The following is a 17154-nucleotide window of genomic DNA, read 5'->3' as shown; positions in this document are numbered from 1 at the left end:
CGTATTTTTACGAAATTACAATGGTTTTTTATGACCGCCGGAAAGAAAGCGCGAATTCCCTCGGAACGCAAGAAAAAAGCCCCCGGCTTTCGCGGGGGCGACGAATCCGGCCGCAGCCGGAACGGTATATTATACAGCAGCTTAGGAGCGAAGCAGCCGGAGTCCGTTCAAAATGACCAGAATCGTGCTTCCTTCATGGCCTACGACCCCAAGCGGCAGCGGAATTCCTTTGAAAAAATTGGCGGCGATCAGGAAGGCGATTACCGTAACGGCAAAAGCAATGTTCTGCTTGATGATCCGCGTCGTGCGTCTTCCCAACACAATCGCTTCCTTGATTTTGTCCAAATCGTCGTTCATCAGCACCAAATCGGCCGTTTCCAGCGCCGCATCGCTGCCTGCCGCCCCCATCGCGATACCGACGGATGCCGCGGCCAAGGCCGGAGCGTCGTTGATCCCGTCTCCCACCATAGCGACGTGCGTGTACTTCTCTTTCAAGGTTTTGACGATGTTCAACTTGTCTTCCGGAAGCAGCCCGGCATATACCTGATCGATGCCGGCCTCTCTCGCAATCGCCTCGGCCGTCAGCCGTTGGTCTCCCGTCAGCATGACGACTTGCACGCCCAGTTCCTTCAGCTTGGCGATCATCTCCCTGGCTTGCGGCCTGATCGCGTCCTGAAGAGCGATCATTCCGGCAATGCCGGCTGCATTTTGGATCAAAACGACGGTTTTGCCTTCCTGCTCAAGCTTGCGGACATCGGAGAGAATCTGCTCGTCAATCCCGCTTTCTTCAAAGAAGCCCGGCTTTCCGATTTTCCAGAATTCCCCGGCTAACCCGGCTTGAACGCCCCACCCGGCCAACGCCTGAAAATCGGAAGGCCGCTCCAGCTCCAACGACAATTCTCCGGCCTTGTCTACAATGGCTTTCGCGATCGGATGCGTGGATATGCTTTCGATGGAAGCCGCTATCCGCAGCAGTTCCTCTTCGCTCCAAGCCTGGTAAGTCAGGAAATCCGTCACCGACGGTTTGCCGTACGTCAAGGTGCCGGTTTTGTCGAACGCAATGGCGCGAATGTGCGATACGCGCTCCAAGTGGGCGCCGCCTTTAAACAGCAGCCCTTTTCTCGCGCTGTTGGATATGGCAGAGAGCATCGCCGGCATAATGGAAGCCACCAGCGCGCACGGCGAGGCTACGACCAAAAACACCATCGCCCGGTAAAGCGTATCGTTCCAGCTCCAGCCGAACAACAACGGCGGGAACGCGATGAGAAGCAGCGTCGCCAAAATGATGGCTCTGGCATAAATGCGTTCGAAGCGTTCGATAAACCGCTGGGATTTCGGCATTTCGCTTTGCGCTTCTTGAACGAGCCGGATGATCTTCGAGAACAGCGTCGACTCGCTGGATTTCGTCACTTGCACGAACAATGCGCCCTGGCCGTTCAGGGTGCCGGCGAACACTTCGTCCCCCGCCGCTTTATCTACCGGAATGCTTTCGCCGGTAATCGAAGCCTGGTTGACGGCCGAGCTTCCTTCCTGGACGATCCCGTCGGCGGGCAGGCGCTCGCCCGGTTTGACCAGCACCAGATCACCAATCTGCAGCTGTTCGACGGGAACCCGCTTTTCCGCCCCTTCTACCCATACGATGGCCGTCTCCGGCTTCAGATCCATTAAGGACGAGATGTCTCTGGAGCTCTTCTCCATCGTGAACGTCTCCAAGGCGCCGCTGAGCGAGAAAATAAAGATCAATACGGCGCCTTCCGTCCAGTAACCGATGCTGGCTGCGCCGATGGCCGCGACGATCATGAGCAGGTTGACATCCAGATCCTTTTCGCGGACAAGCGTGAGCCATCCTTCCTTGGCCTTGACGAATCCTCCAATCAGAAAAGCGAAGCAATAAAGCCATATCGAGAAGGTCGGGGACGAGTGTCCCGCGACCCAGGCGGCCGCAATCAAGACGCCGCTTGCCAAAGCGGCGATCGCTTCGCCGTAACGCGACAGCACGGAAGCGATCGTGCCTTTCTTCATCTTTACTTCCGGTTTGTCGATAGGTTGAGCGGTATCTGCCGAGTGGACCATGTTCAGCAACTCCTTTTTCATTGAGAATGACTATCGTTTTTATTCCCCTAAAAATGACTCATGCTGTTCCCTAAGAAGGGAACAGCATGGAAGTGAGAATGATTTTCATTTTTGTATCGGCGCATCATTTTTGTGCTGGGGCAACATTTTATAATTATTATAAGGCTGCGCCCTTCGAAAGTAAAGGGTTATTTTGTCTTCTCTCATTCCCTTTGCGAGAGGCGGCGCTCAGCTTTGATTTACGTAATTATTCAGCACGAGTGAGGCCGCGCCGATGACGATGGATCGCTCCTTCAAATCGGAAGCGAGGATCTTGAACCCGCCGCGGAACGGCTCCCAGACGACCTGTGCGCACTGCTCCTCGATCAGTGAGACGATATCGCTGTAATTTTCCACCATGTTACCGCTCAGGATGACGGCGTCGGGATTATACATGCACACGATATTGTTGATCGCAATGCCGATATACAGCGAGGTCCGCGAAATAATCTCCTTCGCCCAACTCTCGTCACTGCGGGCCGCTTCGAACAGCTGTCCGATATCGCCGATCTCGACGATCCGGTTCGCCTCGTGCAGAATCGCCGATTCGTCGATGTACGTCTGCAGGCAGCCCCGCTTGCCGCATTCGCATAAATTACCGTTCGGATCGAGCGTCGTATGTCCGAGCTCGCCGGCGCTGTTGGAGCCGCCGCGAAAAATCTCCCCGTCGATGATCAGCGAGGAGCCGACGCCGGTGCCAAGCTCGATCAGCGCCGTCTTCTTGGAGCCCCGGGCGGAGCCGCACAAGTACTCGGCCAATATTTTGACCTTCAGGTCGTTGTCGGTCACCGTATCGATCCCCGTCCGCTCCTTAATTTGGGCGGCGAGCGGCACGTTTCTCCAGCCCAGCGTCGACGAATACTGAACGACACCCCGCTCGTGGTCGATAACGCCGGGCACACCGATGCCGATGCCGATCAGCTTCGAGCGGTCCAGCCCCTGCTCCTTCACCAGCCGGTTGATCGTGTCGGCAATGAGATCGATCGTGCGGTCGGCTTCCGTTTCGATAGCGGTATGCCCGACCGGAAGCTCGTACAGCAGCTTGCCGCTGAACTCCATCACGCCGAAGCGTACGATCTTCTTGCCAATATCGACACCGATCGAAAAGACGGCCTGCGGATCGATATCGAGCATAATCGCCTTGCGCCCGACGCCGCCGGACGAAAGCTCCGTTTCCCGCACGAGCCCTTGCTCGCACAGCTCGCCGACAATGCGCCCGACGGAGGTCGGACTGAGCTTGGTAATCTTCGTGATTTCCGCCCGCGAAATAGGCCGTTTTTCCTTAATAATATCAAGGATCATCTGCTTGTTGTGCTGCCGGATGACGTCTTGATCGTGCTTCACAATTTTTTTCATACGCCAAAACCTCTTTATTCCACCCATGTTAATTAGAGTCTTAACAAGCTCAACTACCAAGTCGTTGCAAGACATAAAAATGTGGACCGCCAAACTGAAAGCGGTTAAAATTCATTGGGCCTCTATAATTAATCCATCGGTGTTAATAATTGAATCATAGCACGGATTTTTCATTTGTCAATATTTGTTTGTAAATCATGGAAGATGTCAAAAGTCCCCAGCCCTAAGCGATGATGAAACGATGCCTAAGACTGAGACCTCGTACGGACGAACCCGCTCCCGGAACGCCTTCGTATCTCCTGCTCTAACCTTTTTCATTAAGCTTAATTCATCCGTACGATCCACGGTGTGCCCCCTTTTCATTGCCTTCTCATAATTATTAGACAATGAACGGATGCATTTGGTCTCAAAACGACGAAATTTTTTTTGAGATAAAAAAAACGATCCGGATCCCCGATAAGGGAACCGGACCGATTGGTTACGGCGTTACGGCTAAGTCCTCGCTTAATGCAAAGTCGACAGCACATTCCGCATGGATTCTAGTGGTATCGTACAGTGGGATACGGCAATCCTCCTGCGATACAAGCATCGTGATTTCCGTGCATCCAAGAATAATGGCTTCCGCTCCTTGTTGGCTGAGACTATCCATGATCCTTAAGTAAGATTTCTTGGATGCTTCGTTCACGATTCCAAGACAAAGCTCTTGATAGATGACGTCATGTACAATCTTTCTATCCGCTTCATTGGGCACGATAACTTCAAGCCCGAACTTTTCCGTCAGTCGGCCTTTGTAAAAATCTTGCTCCATCGTGAAAGAAGTCCCCAGCAAAGCGACTTTCTTCATGCCATCCTTCACGATTGCTTGCGCCGTTGCATCTGCGATATGAAGCAGCGGGATCGAAACCGATTCCGCCACTTCTTGCGCCATCTTGTGCATCGTATTCGTGCATATGACGATGACATCGGCACCGGCCGCTTCCAGTTTGCGCGCCGAATCGATCATGAGGTTTGTAGCTTCATCCCATTTCCCTTGGTGCTGGAGCGTCTTGATCTCTTGGAAATTGACGGAATACATGAGACTTTTGGCCGAATGATGCCCGCCCAGCTTTTCTTTTACGCGCTGATTGATGATTTGGTAATAGAGCAAGGACGACTCCCAGCTCATGCCTCCAATAAGACCTATGGTTTTCATCAGATTAAGCACCTCTACCTATGGTTATCGTTTACATGGCTCCTCAACATCTTAAATCTTACTTCGCCAATGAGCAAGATCGTACCGTTGATTGCTTGCCGTAACCGCTTTTGTCTTGAAGGCCGAGAACAAATAGCATCCGATGATCACCACGCAGCCCCCGATCCCTTGGATCCATGTCATTTGTTCCCCTAAAAATAAAAACGCTAAAATCACCGTGAATACCGGATTGAAATTCAAAAACATCCCCGCTGTGGTTGCGCCCAGCTTTTGGACCCCGATATTCCATAACACGATACAGACTACGGTTGAGATCACGCCTGTATATAAAATCGATTGGATAAACGAACCGTTGATATTGGACACGGTGAAGTCGGAGAAGTTGAACGGAAGAAGAACGATAAGCCCGAATATCCCGGAGTAAAGCGTAGACTTCATGGGTGAGGTGTTGTTCTTCATGGCCCATCTGCTGCAAACGGAATAAATCCCCCACACGCACACAGAGCCCATCATCCATAAATCGCCCGTATTAAAATGAAAATCCTGAAGCTGATCGACATTTCCTTTGGAAAGAACAAGAATGACGCCAACCAGCGAAAAAAGCATAGAAAGGATTTGCAGCAGGTTGATTCTTTCTTTTAGAAACAAAAAGGAACAAACGGAAATCGAAATCGTATTCAATGCGGAAATTAATCCGACATTTGTCGCCGTTGTTCGTTCCAACGCCATAAATTGAAAAAGATTAAATAGAACGACGCCTGTAATTCCCATGAAAAACAAGGGAAGAAGGGCAGCCCGCGAGGGGAGTATCGTTTTTTCCTTCCACCAGACGATGGGGAACAGACACAACATGGCAATGATCCATCGGATGCTCGTCAACGTCGTCGGAGAGGCATGACCCACAAGAGATTTTCCGACGACAAAATTTCCTCCCCACAGCAAGCTTGTTAATAGCAACAGCAAAACGTACCTATTCGGCATGTCATTAGCTCCTTTACCTTTTCACCGTGACAGCGAAAAATGGAAGCCATTGTGCACAATGACATTTACATTCGAATTCATTAACGATCATATCATTTTTATTGATCGAACTGTAGATCATTTTGTAAGATATAGATAATTCAAAATAATATAAGTTAAAAATGCCGTCTTATTGAATTATATTCGTTTCCCAAATCGAAACCATCCTGTTTTCCGAATATTGTAAAGGGAGAGAAAATTGCATGGAATCTTTTGTAAGCAAAGTCCTGGACGAAGTGGATATTCAAATTTTGGATCTGATGCAAAAAGAAGCGCAGTTAAGCAATGCTGAGCTTGCAAGGCGGGTAAACTTGTCTCCGCCGGCTACGCATGCGAGGGTGAAACGGTTGGAAAATGAAGGGTTTATCGAACGCCAAGTCGCGATCTTAAACCAGGAGAAGCTTGGCTTTGATTTATTATGCTTTGTTTTTATGAGCACGAATATTCATCAAGCTGAGCAACTGGAAGTGCTGGAGAAGGCATTAAGCTCCATGCCTGAAGTATTGGAGTGTCATTGTTTAACGGGGGAGTACGACTATCTTTTAAAGGTAGCGAACAAAGACCGCAAGGAATTGGAGGGCTTTATCCGAAAGCTAAATAAGCTCGGCATCGCGCGAATTCAAACGAGCCTGGCGTTAAGAGAAATTAAATATTCTACCGTTTTGCCTATAGTGGACCAATAATATGTCAAAAAGGCTCCGGCCCAAGCCATGATTGCCTGAGACCGGAACCTTTCCTTTTCTAACCTTTCAACAAGCCTAATTCTGCTTTCCAAACTCCGTATTCAAAGACAATCTGTACAACTGACCGCCTCTCGTAAAGTTAGCTACGATGGTATCCTTGCCCTCGCTGCTGAACTTATAGTCTCCCCAATCGTCATCTACGGTTAGCGTGTAGCCTGTCAGATCGGTTCCGTAAATTTGTTGAACAGCGGCCTGTACGATAGCCGTAGCTTGTTCCTTGGTCAACGATTTTTTCGTTTTGTCGCCCAGTGCCTTCAAAAATTCCACCCGGTACACTTTTCCCGTCTTGGCGCCGATCGTTGCAGACGCCACCCGCTGCTTTCCGTCTTCATCCATGCCTAACGCTTTGTCATTTCCGGTTACAAGCCGCTTCAATTCCCACACTTCTCTTTCATCGTCACGCTGGAACTCGGCATCGGTGAAAGGCTGATCATCCGCCTTCGACAGCAGCCCCACCGCCTGCTCGGCCGTCGAAACGGCCTGCGGATCGACATCCGCCAGCTTATATTGGAGGAAGGCGGCTGTCGCTTCATTCTTCACGGCATCCACCCTTACAAATTGGTGGTCGTTCGTGGAAAAATGGAAGTCGTTCGTACCCAGCGTCTCATCCCTGAAAAAGGAAGCCTTCTCGAACTTCACATCCGCGTTCCCGTACAATTGCCGAACGGCCACTTCCGCCATCGGCAAATATTTGGCATATTCCCCCGTCATTTCGGCAAGCTCGAATTTCACGCTAACCGTCAGCACTTTGTTCGAGTCGGCGTCGACCGTGACAATCGCATCGCGGGTTTTCGACTGAATGATCCAGTGTACTTTTTTCGTATGATCATCTGCAAAATATTCGTCCTTTAACGCCTCTTCCAGTTGGAACGATTTGCCGTTGCCGTATTGCTCGACGGCTTTTTGGGCTGCCGTCACATAGCGCTGGTCCACTTTTGCGATCTGGATAAGTCCAGGATCGTGGAAAGGTTTCTCCACATTTGCGGCGATTGCCGGTGTGGCGGAAAGGATGCTTAAAGCAAGCATCGGTGCGAGTAATTTTTTTGTCGTTTTCATAGAAAAATCCTCCTCTTTAATCGCTCTAGCTTTTCTCGGATTCCATTCGGTATTCCCAAAACTCGCCTTTGGCATTGATCTTCGCTTTGACGGTCGCCGCCCCTTGCTTCGTAAACGTGTACTCGTTCCATTGAACGTTCGCCCGATAACCCTCCAGATCGAGTCCGAACAGCTTCTTCACCTCCGGACCGACGGCTTCCAGAGCTTTCTCCGCCGTATAGTATGGGGTCGCGAAGAGCGTCCGGGCTTTTACCTCGTTGCCGTATACATCGTCCTTATAGGTTAGGCTGGCCGACGTCACTTGATGGGTTACCGCTCCGATATCCGCAATGAAACGGCTTCCCGGACCAGCGAGCTCCCATACGTCTTTGAGCGGCGTTTTTACCCGCTCCACGCTTCTTATCCGCATCTCCTTGCCGTTCGACAGCGCTGCGTACGCTTGCTCGGCGGCTGCTTTAATTTGCGCGTTCACCTCCTTGGGAGAATATTTTAAGGCAGCTTTCGTCACGGCCCCCGTGACCGCATCGATAACGACTTCGGCACGCTCGCCGCGAATGATCCATTCGTTCTGATCCTTCGTGTTGAGCCGTTGTCCTTGTTCGAACCACCCGTTCTGTCCGGGGTCCAGCTCCTGCATCGCCTGCTCCGCTTTATGCCGCAGCGCATCATCCAGCTTGTCGTACGCATAATTGCGGCGAAGAATAAACGGCTCGCCTGTTGCTTTATCTACGATGGCCATGCCGGCATCCTCCCCCTTCAAATGGAGGAACCACCGGTCGTTCAGCTCGGTCACCCCATACATTTCGATAAGCTCGCCGGGAACCAGCTCGCGCATGGCTTTCTCTGCTTTGGCTACGATCTCGGGCTTGTTCAAGTCCTCTACGGTCATATCGAATGCCCTGGGGACTTCCGATAGCGCCAGATCGGACGACGGTTCGAGCGGAATGCTCCAGCTTACCGGATTGGCCTTCGTATAGCGGTTGTAGGTCATCGTCACACGATCGGGAACGGTAACGACGTCCTGGAAGAAAAACAGCGTTCGGTTGCGGTAATTGCCCTTCTCGTCCTGCGATAGCAAAGTCACTTGTTGCCCGGGAGTCATTTCCTGGCCTTGGCCGTCTTGCAACGCCCACTTCAAATCAAGCGTATCCGCGCCAAGCTGCTGGTCGGCTTCAATGACCCATCCTTGCCCCTTGAACGCTTCACGGCCGTCGGACAAGCGCTCCTGGGCTTCCTCCGTTTTCAAACGCGCCGTAAAGGCCAGCTTTTTGCCCTCGGTCTCCTTTGTCAGCGGCTGCTTCATGACTTCCTTCAGGTCAAACGAGACGGAGAAATCCTTAGCCATCCGCTCCACCGTGTACACCGTCGTTAATTCAAGCTTCAAGTCTTTGGCATCGCTGAAAGGCAAGAAAGGATGCCAGAAGCGCATTTTCCCACTGCTGCCCTGCCCGTTTGCAAATTGTGGAAGGGTGTTTTTGCTTCCGATGGCCAGGTCATACAACGGTAAAAAATCCTCCGCAGCCATCACGCGGCCTTGCCCGTCCTTAATCTGGTAACCGAAGGAAGGATCGGCTTGATACGATCGTTTCCACTTCTGCGTTTCATTAACTTGAACAAGCATCTCCGACTTGCTCGGTCCGTGGCGGAGCTGAAGGAAGTCGAGACTGAATCCGAACGGCGACTCATACCGTTTGTTCAGTGGGATGACCGCGGACGACGCCTTCGCCTTTGCCAGATCGATCGGCACGTTCAGATGCCATTTCCCCGCCGTTTCTCCGATCTGATTGACATTGAAATCGACGAAAAGCTTGTTCGGAAGGTCGGTCAAGGACTTCACTTCTTTCCCGGGCGCGACTTCATCCAGCGAAAGGTAAAGCATCAGGTCGTTCCCGACTTGTTTCCACTGCTGAAGTAGATTTAACTCCTTCCCGTTCTCATCCGTAAACGTATATTCGTTCACGTACGGGTCTTGCTCGGGATCGGTCGGCGTAAAGTTCTCGAACAACAGGTCCGTATCCAGCGGCTTCCCGTCCTTTTCCAGTCCGTACACAATCGACAGGCGGAAGACGTCGTTCACCACTTCCTTGACCTTGAGCGTAATGCCCTGATCCGTCACCTCGCGGTTTACCGGCTCGGCGAAGCCTTCGTCCGCCGCTTTCTTCAAGCCCTCGTCCACGTTATAGAAAGTAAACAACGATTTGACATACGAGGCGAAGGTCGGAGACGTAGCTGCCCCCAAAGCGACAATCAAACCGGCGCTTGCCGCAGCGATGACCGCCGTCTTGGCCAGCTTGCTTTGCCAACTACGAAGTCCAAGCTCCCGCCGGGCCTGCTCGATCCCCAGCTTGCTCCGCTCGCGCAGTTCCCGGGGAATTTCGATGGATTCGATTTCTTCCGTCACTTTGTTGGTCATGAAATCTCACCTCTCGTTAAACGTTGCCGGAGCTTGTTCAAGCCTCGGTACAAGATCGTTTTGGTCGAGCCAAGCGGCAGATTCAACAGCTCGGCAATCGATTGAATCGTATAATCCTGATAATATTTCAGCATAATGACGCTTTTCTCGTTCGTATCGAGCTTCTCGATCAAATCGTTCAGCGTCACCGAAAGGGCAATCTCCTCGCCGCCGCCGTCGTCCCGGCCCCCGCTCAATTGCTCCGCATCTTCCGATTCGAACGGAATGATCTTGTTCCGCTGCCGCAGCACGTTCATAGAACAGTTCATCGCAATTTTGATCAGCCATGTTTTAAAATATTGCGGCTCTCTCAAGCTTTGGATCGACTTGAACGAAAGATAGGCGGTTTCTTGCACAACGTCCAGCGCGTCCTCCTTATTGCCGACGTGGACGTACGCCGTCCGGTAAATCGTCTCTTCGAAGTGCTGGAACAACTGCAAATACGCTTTGTCGTTGCCCTTTTGCGCCTTCTTGACTAGCTTTTCTATATCCATGCGGTCACCCCCGGCTCCTTGCCTTCTCATACTATTAGACCATCGGCAGATGCATTTGGCTTTCGATAGGTGAAAATATTTTTTGCGCTCTTTGTTTTAGGCGGTTCGTTGACTTGTCCCCATGGGACATGATAGGTTGGTCTTACCCAATTTATGGAGAAAAAGGCACCGAAAAGAGGTCGATGAACACGTACACGATTCTGATTGTCGAAGACGACGCCAAGCTGTCCGGCCTGCTTCGCTCTTACATCACGAAATACGGCTTCGAAGCCAAGGAAATCGACAACTTCGACGACGTTCTGGCAAGCTTCCGTTCATCCGGCGCCGATCTGGTGCTGCTCGACGTCAACCTTCCCAAATACGACGGCTATTATTGGTGCCGCCTTATTCGCGCGCACTCGCTCTGCCCCATTCTGTTCATTTCCGCCCGGGAAAGCCAAATGGATCAAGTCATGGCGCTGGACAACGGAGCGGACGACTATATTACGAAGCCTTTTCATTATGAAGTGGTCATGGCCAAAATCCGCAGCCACTTAAGAAGAGCCTACGGTTCTTATTCCGCGGGACAAGGAGAAAGGAAGCTCGAGGCACTAGGGCTCGTGTTATACCCGGAGCGATTCGTTGTGATGCGCGGAGAGGCCGCAGCCGAGCTGACGCAGAAAGAAGCGGTTTTGCTAGAAGCGCTCATGAACAAAGCGGGACGCGTCGTCAGCAGAGACCGGCTGCTCGATCTGATGTGGGAGGAGCATCATTTTATCGATGACAACACGTTAAACGTCTACATCACACGGGTGCGTAAAAAGCTGAAGGAGTTGGGCGCGGATCAAGCGGTGGAAACGGTCAGAGGGGCGGGATACCGTCTGGGCTCCGCGATCGGAGGCGCGGGATGAGGCTGTTTTGGAAGGAACACGTTCCGCTGCTGCTGTTCTATTTTGCTCAGATGCTGCTGGTACCCCTGCTGTATTGGCTTACGGGCGAAGGGCGGCCTTTGGCGATCGTGCTTTACGGGATACTGCTCAGCGCCGCGGTGCTGACGGTCTACTTGAGTTACCGATATGTTAGCCATCGGGAGCTGTACCGACAGCTCAGTCACCCCTCCGTACGAGGCGAGGGACTCGTGCCGATGGGAGAAGCGCCGCTCCCCGAAGCTGTCGGCGAGCTTCTTGCCCGCTACGACCGGTATTACCAGGAGCAGTTGCATCACCACCGCAGCGGCATGGAGCAGCATGTCGTCTTCATCCACCGCTGGGTGCACCAGATGAAGACGCCGTTATCCGTCATCCAGCTTACGGCGCAGGAGCTTGATGGCGCGGCCGCAGACAGCATCATGGAAGAGCTGGAACGGCTTAGAAAAGGGCTGGAGATGGTCATCTACACGTCCAGGCTTGAACGTTTCGAGCACGATTTTATAGTCGAACGGACGCCGCTGCGGCAAGTTGTCAACCAAGCCTTGGCGGAAAATCGCCGGCTGTTCATTCGCAAGGGAATTACGCCGAGCATCCAAGTGGATGAGAGTCTGGCGGTTTACAGCGACCCCAAATGGCTGCAGTTCATGGTGGGACAGCTTCTCATCAATGCGGCCAATTATACAGATGGCATCGGCAAAAGCGTCTTCGTGCACGCATATGAGCGCGAAGCGTCGACGATCCTGGAAATTTGCGATGAAGGCATCGGGATTGTCAAGGAAGATTTGAACCGCGTGTTCAATCCGTATTTTACGGGCGAACGCGGACGGCGGCATCACGAGTCCACGGGAATGGGCTTGTACCTTGTCCGGGAGGTGTGCCGACGGCTCGGACATCGGGTGGAATTGGAATCGGAGCCCGAGGCAGGTACGGTTGTGCGGCTCCGATTCGAGACGCGGCCAAGGACCGAAAAAGATTCGGAGTGAAAGCGAAATATGGCGAATCGAGCCGATAACAGAAGCCCCCGGAGTTTGAAGCATTCATAGGCAGTAAAGAGTCTCCCCTTCTTCACTTGTGTGAACTGGCGGGGACTCTTTTTGTTTAGCCCTCAAAAAACCATCCAATATCCTCCTCTTTTTCCAGACGAAGCTTCATAAGCCCCCATTTTCAGCAAATATTCAGCGAATCCTCAAGTAAAGCTTAGTTGCCGCTCATGTTCCTTTAAGATTCGAACCTTAAGATTTGAACTAAGAAATCAATGAAGGCAGGAGTGAGTAAATGATCCATGAGACAACATCCTATACGACGTATCGATCCGGCTCTTATCGGTATTGCCTTGATATCCGCTTTTTTGAATCTGTTCAACATTTGGAAAGACCAGTATGCGAACGCCTACTATACTTCGGCTGTCGCGAGCATGCTGCAAAGCTTCCATACCTTCTTTTACGCTTCCTTCGATCCGGCTGGCTACGTTACGGTCGACAAACCGCCTGTGACGTTCTGGATTCAAACCGTCAGCGCTTATCTCTTCGGGCTGCACGGCTGGAGCGTGATTTTGCCGCAAGCTTTGGCGGGGATCGGTTCCGTGCTGCTGGTGTATGCACTGGTGAAGCCTTCGTTCGGCCGTTCGGCTGCGCGCTTGGCGAGTCTGATCTTCGCTTGTACGCCGATTGCCGCCGCGGTAAGCCGGACCAACAATGTCGACAGCCTCTTGGTATTTACGCTTCTGCTCGGCACCTGGATGCTGTTCCGGGCCGTTCGCCGGGAAAGCTGGTTTTGGGCGGTAGGGGCATTTGGCGTCATCGGGATAGGCTTTAACGAGAAAATGCTTCAGGCCTACATGGTCGTCCCTGCATTTGTCGCGCTTTATCTTCTCGCCTACAAGGCAGAATGGAAAAAGAAGCTGACCGTCCTGGCCGGCGCTACCGCCGTTATGGTTATGCTCTCGCTTTCTTGGGCGCTCATTGTCGATACCGTTTCTCCCGACAGCCGCCCTTACATCGGAAGCAGCCAGACGAATTCGGTAATCGAGCTGGCTCTCGGGTATAACGGAGTATCCCGATTGACCGGCAACCGGGGCCAGGATGCCCGAGCCAGAGAGCCATTCCAAGGCGGGGGGCCGATGCAGGATCGGCATATGTCCGACGGCAGGTCCGCGGCGCAAAGCGGTTCGGCGGGCCCAGGCCCCGGATTTATGCCCGGAGGGGACGGCAATCCGCAGCGGCCCCCGGGGATGAATGGAGAAGGGCCTTTTGGCCAAAAGTCCGGCGGCATGTTTAATACCGGACAGCCGGGTCCGCTGCGACTCTTCCAAACCGAGCTTTCGGGTCAGATCAGCTGGCTGCTGCCTTTTGCAGCGTTCGGCACCGTCGGCTTGCTCGCAGGTATTCGCAGACGGAAGCGGCTGACAGAACGGGAACAGGAAACGTTGTTTTGGCTGTCCTGGCTGCTTCCGGCAATGGCATTTTTCAGCGTAGCGGGCTTTTTCCATCAATATTATCTCATTATGCTGGCCGCGCCGATTGCGGCGCTGTCCGGAAGCGGCTGGGTGGCGCTTTGGCAGTTCTATCGCCGCCGGGAAGGATGGAAACGCTGGCTTTTACCCGCAGGTCTCTTGGCGACGACCGCATTTGAGCTCGTCGTGCTGCAGCCTTATAGTTCGCAAATCGGTATAGGCTGGCTGGCCGGCATCGGAGCGGCGGGCGCGGTGGCATCGCTTCTGTTATTCCTGTACGGGATGAGAGAAAAGCTCGCCTCGATCGCGGCTGTAGCCGGCATCCTCGTTCTGCTGGCCGCGCCGCTGTATTGGGCGGCCACGCCACTCCTGTATGGCGGCAACAGTACACTGCCTGAAGCGGGGCCGCAGCTGAACCGTTCGGGGAGTGAACACGGTATGCCGCGTATGGGCATGACGGAAAGCAGAACCGACGCCAAGCTGCTGGACTACGTGACGAAGAACAATACGGGAGAAAAATACTTGTTTGCCACCACAAGCGCAACTTCCGCCGCGCCCTATATTATCCAGACCGGTAAGGCGGTTATGGCCATGGGCGGTTTCTCAGGCTCGGACCCGATTCTGACCGTCAGCAAACTGCAAAAGCTGGTCGACGACAAAGAAGTGAAATATTTCTTGATTCCGTCCGGTTCCGGCTTCGGCTTCGGCTTCGGAGGCGGCATGGGTGGAAGCACCGAGGTCATGAGCTGGATTCGGGAGCACGGCAAGGAAATTGCGAAAGAACAGTGGCAGTCCGGCACAAACGAGGCCGCAGAATCGCCGATGGGCAAAGGTCCGGGCGGCGCGATGGCGCTTTATGAAATCCAATCCTAGACTAGGAGGAACTGGAGATGATTACTTATTCCGTTATTATTCCCATATACAACGAGGAAGCCGTTCTGCACGAAACATACCGGCGGCTCAAGCAGGTCATGAGCCATACAAGCGAGTCTTATGAGCTTTTGTTTGTGAATGACGGCAGCCGGGATCGCAGCGGAGCGATCATCAAGGAAATCAGCGCTTGGGACGAGACGGTAAAGCTCATTAATTTCTCGCGAAATTTCGGCCATCAGATCGCGATCACGGCCGGCATGGACTACGCGTCCGGGGAAGCGATCATCGTCATCGATGCCGATCTCCAGGACCCGCCCGAGCTGATTCTGGAAATGATCGCCAAGTGGCAGGAAGGCTATGATGTCGTGTATGCGAAGCGGCTGGAACGGAAAGGCGAAACCTTCTTCAAAAAGCAAACGGCGCGCCTGTTCTATCGCGTACTGCGGGCGGCCACGGATATTTCGATTCCGCTGGACACAGGGGATTTCCGCCTCATCGACCGGAAAGTATGTGACGAAATGAAGCGGCTCCCGGAGAAGAGCCGGTTTGTCCGCGGATTGGTGAGTTGGGTCGGTTTTCGGCAAACGGCCGTCGAATATGTCCGCGACGAGCGTCTGGCGGGAGAAACGAAATATTCGCTCCAAAAGATGATCAAGCTTTCCATGGACGGCCTGACTTCGTTTTCCTTTAAACCGTTGAAATTGGCAGGCTATGCGGGAGGGCTTCTGTCGCTCTCCAGCCTGCTCTACTTGGCCGTTGTGCTTTACTTCAAATTATTCGACGGCAAGGCGATCGCCGGGTGGCATTTGCTTGCGATTTTGCAGCTGTTTTTGACCGGTTTTATGCTCGTCATGTTCGGGATGCTTGGCGAATATATCGGACGCATTTACGACGAAGCCAGAGATCGTCCGCTATATATCGTGCGGGAATGTTATGGCTTGGAAAAAAAAGCAAAAAAACTGAAGGGCATTGGTTGATATGAGCAGGAAGTGGGTTTCAATCGTAAGGTTTTGTGTGACCGGCGCGATCAATACGGGAATCGATCTGACGGTATTTACCGTGCTTACGTTGAGCAGCGTGCCCTACCTGGCCGCGCAGGGCGCCGCTTTCGTCTGCGGGCTGCTGAATAGCTACTTCATGAACCGGACATGGACCTTCGGCCAAAAAGGAAAGTCCCGGCCGGCGGAATGGATGAAATTTTGCGCGCTCAACCTGTTGATTTTTTCCATGAGCACGGCTTTGCTGATCTGGCTGCACGAGTATAGACAGCTGCCGATGCCGGTCAGCAAATTAGGCGCGATGGGCGCAGGAATGATCGTCAATTATTTAGGGAGCCGATTCTGGGTGTTTGCCGCATCGGGACCGGCGAATCTGATCCAAAGGAGTGAGTCCGCATGAAAGTCAAAAAAGCCGTAATTCCCGCAGCCGGTTTGGGTACCCGGATTTTGCCGGCGACGAAGGCGCAGCCCAAGGAAATGCTGCCGGTCGTCGATAAACCGGCGATCCAGTATATTGTCGAGGAGGCCGTTCATGCCGGCATGGAGAGCATTCTCATCGTCACGGGACGAAACAAAACGTCCATTGAGGATCATTTTGACAAGTCGTTCGAGCTGGAACAATCGCTGGAGGAAAAAGGAAAATGGGAGCTGCTGAATCAGGTTCAAAAGATCAGCGGGCTCGCGAATATTCACTTTGTTCGCCAAAAGGAGCCGCTCGGGCTGGGACATGCCGTTCTGTGCGCGGAACCGTTTGTCGGGGAGGAACCGTTTGCCGTGCTGCTTGGCGACGACATCATGGTGTCCGACCCTCCGGCGATAAAGCAGTTGATGCATGTATTTGACGTTTGCGACCAGCAGGTCGTTGGCGTCAAGCCGGTTCCTCGGGAGGAGGTCAACAAATACGGGATCGTTGCGCCAGTGGAGCAGCAAAACGGAGTTTTCAAGGTGGGCAATCTTGTGGAAAAGCCTGCTCCGGAGTCGGCTCCGTCCCAATTGGCAATTATGGGAAGGTATGTACTGAAGCCCTCGATTTTTTCCTTTCTGCGAACGATCACGAGAGGAACGGGGAACGAGTTTCAGCTCACGGACGCACTGCAACTGGCGTGCCGCCAGGAAGGCCTGCTTGCGCTGGAACTGCAAGGGACGCGCTACGACATCGGAGACAAATTCGGGTATATCCGGGCGATGATGGAGATTGGACTGCAGAGAGAGGAACTGCGCCCGCAACTCCTGGCTTATTTGAGTCAGCTTATGCAAAGCGAGCTTGGCAATAAAAATAAGAGCAGAGCCGCCGTCTGAATGACGCCGGTCTTGAATTGAATAGCCATCTAAAGTGTGTCGCTCCTGCCATCCGTGTTTTTTACGCGGATGGCTTGTTTGCGTTCGAACCGAACATAACCTTAGATGAAATGTAAGCTCCGGTTAAGCTAAATCCATAGCGGAACGGCTCCTTCTCTTGTACATTAGGGAGGCACAAGAACATGTCAGGAGGAACCGA

The 17154-nt window shown here is 52.8% G+C and carries 14 protein-coding genes; 7 read left to right on the top strand and 7 right to left on the bottom strand.

From position 1 onward, the window contains the following. Nucleotides 1-141 precede the first annotated feature (141 nt). The 4 genes from PEL01S_RS09950 to PEL01S_RS09935 form a co-directional block, all read right to left on the bottom strand. Nucleotides 142-2073 (bottom strand): heavy metal translocating P-type ATPase, encoded by a 1932-nt coding sequence (locus PEL01S_RS09950; protein ID WP_127460183.1) that lies wholly within the window; start codon nucleotides 2071-2073, stop codon nucleotides 142-144. Between the two features lie 228 nt (nucleotides 2074-2301). Then, complete coding sequence (locus PEL01S_RS09945; protein ID WP_063178872.1) at nucleotides 2302-3468, bottom strand: ROK family transcriptional regulator; 1167 nt, start codon at nucleotides 3466-3468, stop codon at nucleotides 2302-2304. 478 nt (nucleotides 3469-3946) lie between these two features. Further along, nucleotides 3947-4660, bottom strand: a complete 714-nt coding sequence (locus tag PEL01S_RS09940) for an aspartate/glutamate racemase family protein (RefSeq protein ID WP_127460182.1) — start codon at nucleotides 4658-4660, stop codon at nucleotides 3947-3949. 51 nt (nucleotides 4661-4711) lie between these two features. After that, nucleotides 4712-5641, bottom strand: coding sequence for a DMT family transporter (locus PEL01S_RS09935; RefSeq protein ID WP_127460181.1), 930 nt, complete (start codon nucleotides 5639-5641; stop codon nucleotides 4712-4714). A gap of 242 nt (nucleotides 5642-5883) precedes the next feature. Here PEL01S_RS09935 and PEL01S_RS09930 point away from each other — a divergent pair, with 242 nt between their 5' ends. Beyond that, nucleotides 5884-6363: an Lrp/AsnC family transcriptional regulator gene (locus tag PEL01S_RS09930; protein ID WP_127460180.1), complete on the top strand. Its 480-nt coding sequence runs from the start codon at nucleotides 5884-5886 to the stop codon at nucleotides 6361-6363. Nucleotides 6364-6438: 75 nt separating this feature from the next. Here the strand turns inward: PEL01S_RS09930 and PEL01S_RS09925 are convergent, their stop codons facing one another. From PEL01S_RS09925 to PEL01S_RS09915, 3 genes are read right to left on the bottom strand one after another with little or no spacing between them, the layout of a single operon-like run. Beyond that, on the bottom strand, nucleotides 6439-7479 hold the full coding sequence (locus PEL01S_RS09925) for a hypothetical protein (protein WP_127460179.1): 1041 nt from the start codon (nucleotides 7477-7479) through the stop codon (nucleotides 6439-6441). A gap of 25 nt (nucleotides 7480-7504) precedes the next feature. Further along, on the bottom strand, nucleotides 7505-9892 hold the full coding sequence (locus PEL01S_RS09920) for a DUF4179 domain-containing protein (RefSeq protein ID WP_127460178.1): 2388 nt from the start codon (nucleotides 9890-9892) through the stop codon (nucleotides 7505-7507). Further along, nucleotides 9889-10425, bottom strand: a complete 537-nt coding sequence (locus PEL01S_RS09915) for a sigma-70 family RNA polymerase sigma factor (protein WP_127460177.1) — start codon at nucleotides 10423-10425, stop codon at nucleotides 9889-9891. The genes PEL01S_RS09920 and PEL01S_RS09915 overlap by 4 nt, the downstream gene beginning before the upstream one ends. A gap of 182 nt (nucleotides 10426-10607) precedes the next feature. Here PEL01S_RS09915 and PEL01S_RS09910 point away from each other — a divergent pair, with 182 nt between their 5' ends. The 6 genes from PEL01S_RS09910 (at nucleotide 10608) to galU (ending at nucleotide 16955) form a co-directional block, all read left to right on the top strand. Beyond that, on the top strand, nucleotides 10608-11315 hold the full coding sequence (locus PEL01S_RS09910; protein WP_127460176.1) for a response regulator transcription factor: 708 nt from the start codon (nucleotides 10608-10610) through the stop codon (nucleotides 11313-11315). Next, entirely contained in the window at nucleotides 11312-12316 is a 1005-nt protein-coding gene (locus PEL01S_RS09905) for a sensor histidine kinase (RefSeq protein ID WP_127460175.1), read from the top strand. The genes PEL01S_RS09910 and PEL01S_RS09905 overlap by 4 nt, the downstream gene beginning before the upstream one ends. 299 nt (nucleotides 12317-12615) lie before the next feature. After that, nucleotides 12616-14658 carry an ArnT family glycosyltransferase gene (locus tag PEL01S_RS09900; RefSeq protein WP_127460174.1) on the top strand — a complete coding sequence of 681 codons (2043 nt, stop codon included), beginning with the start codon at nucleotides 12616-12618 and terminating at the stop codon, nucleotides 14656-14658. 17 nt (nucleotides 14659-14675) lie between these two features. Further along, nucleotides 14676-15635, top strand: a complete 960-nt coding sequence (locus PEL01S_RS09895; RefSeq protein ID WP_127460173.1) for a glycosyltransferase family 2 protein — start codon at nucleotides 14676-14678, stop codon at nucleotides 15633-15635. Nucleotide 15636: 1 nt separating this feature from the next. Beyond that, complete coding sequence (locus PEL01S_RS09890) at nucleotides 15637-16056, top strand: GtrA family protein (protein WP_127460172.1); 420 nt, start codon at nucleotides 15637-15639, stop codon at nucleotides 16054-16056. Then, on the top strand, nucleotides 16053-16955 hold the full coding sequence (gene galU / locus PEL01S_RS09885) for a UTP--glucose-1-phosphate uridylyltransferase GalU (protein WP_063178851.1): 903 nt from the start codon (nucleotides 16053-16055) through the stop codon (nucleotides 16953-16955). Before PEL01S_RS09890 ends, galU begins: the two co-directional genes overlap by 4 nt. Nucleotides 16956-17154: the final 199 nt, after the last annotated feature.

The sequence above is a fragment of the Paenibacillus elgii NBRC 100335 genome (genome assembly GCF_004000865.1).
GTDB classification, from domain to species: domain Bacteria; phylum Bacillota; class Bacilli; order Paenibacillales; family NBRC-103111; genus Paenibacillus_G; species Paenibacillus_G elgii.
This window is presented reverse-complemented; position numbering and strand designations above follow the sequence as displayed.

Coding starts and splice junctions, on each gene's coding strand:
- PEL01S_RS09930 (WP_127460180.1), top strand. CDS start 5,884: ATGGAATCTTTTGTAAGCAAAGTCCTGGACGAAGTGGATATTCAAATT.
- PEL01S_RS09905 (WP_127460175.1), top strand. CDS start 11,312: ATGAGGCTGTTTTGGAAGGAACACGTTCCGCTGCTGCTGTTCTATTTT.
- PEL01S_RS09895 (WP_127460173.1), top strand. CDS start 14,676: ATGATTACTTATTCCGTTATTATTCCCATATACAACGAGGAAGCCGTT.
- PEL01S_RS09940 (WP_127460182.1), bottom strand. CDS start 4,660: ATGAAAACCATAGGTCTTATTGGAGGCATGAGCTGGGAGTCGTCCTTG.
- PEL01S_RS09915 (WP_127460177.1), bottom strand. CDS start 10,425: ATGGATATAGAAAAGCTAGTCAAGAAGGCGCAAAAGGGCAACGACAAA.
- PEL01S_RS09890 (WP_127460172.1), top strand. CDS start 15,637: ATGAGCAGGAAGTGGGTTTCAATCGTAAGGTTTTGTGTGACCGGCGCG.
- PEL01S_RS09920 (WP_127460178.1), bottom strand. CDS start 9,892: ATGACCAACAAAGTGACGGAAGAAATCGAATCCATCGAAATTCCCCGG.
- galU (WP_063178851.1), top strand. CDS start 16,053: ATGAAAGTCAAAAAAGCCGTAATTCCCGCAGCCGGTTTGGGTACCCGG.
- PEL01S_RS09925 (WP_127460179.1), bottom strand. CDS start 7,479: ATGAAAACGACAAAAAAATTACTCGCACCGATGCTTGCTTTAAGCATC.
- PEL01S_RS09900 (WP_127460174.1), top strand. CDS start 12,616: ATGAGACAACATCCTATACGACGTATCGATCCGGCTCTTATCGGTATT.
- PEL01S_RS09910 (WP_127460176.1), top strand. CDS start 10,608: ATGAACACGTACACGATTCTGATTGTCGAAGACGACGCCAAGCTGTCC.
- PEL01S_RS09950 (WP_127460183.1), bottom strand. CDS start 2,073: ATGGTCCACTCGGCAGATACCGCTCAACCTATCGACAAACCGGAAGTA.
- PEL01S_RS09945 (WP_063178872.1), bottom strand. CDS start 3,468: ATGAAAAAAATTGTGAAGCACGATCAAGACGTCATCCGGCAGCACAAC.
- PEL01S_RS09935 (WP_127460181.1), bottom strand. CDS start 5,641: ATGCCGAATAGGTACGTTTTGCTGTTGCTATTAACAAGCTTGCTGTGG.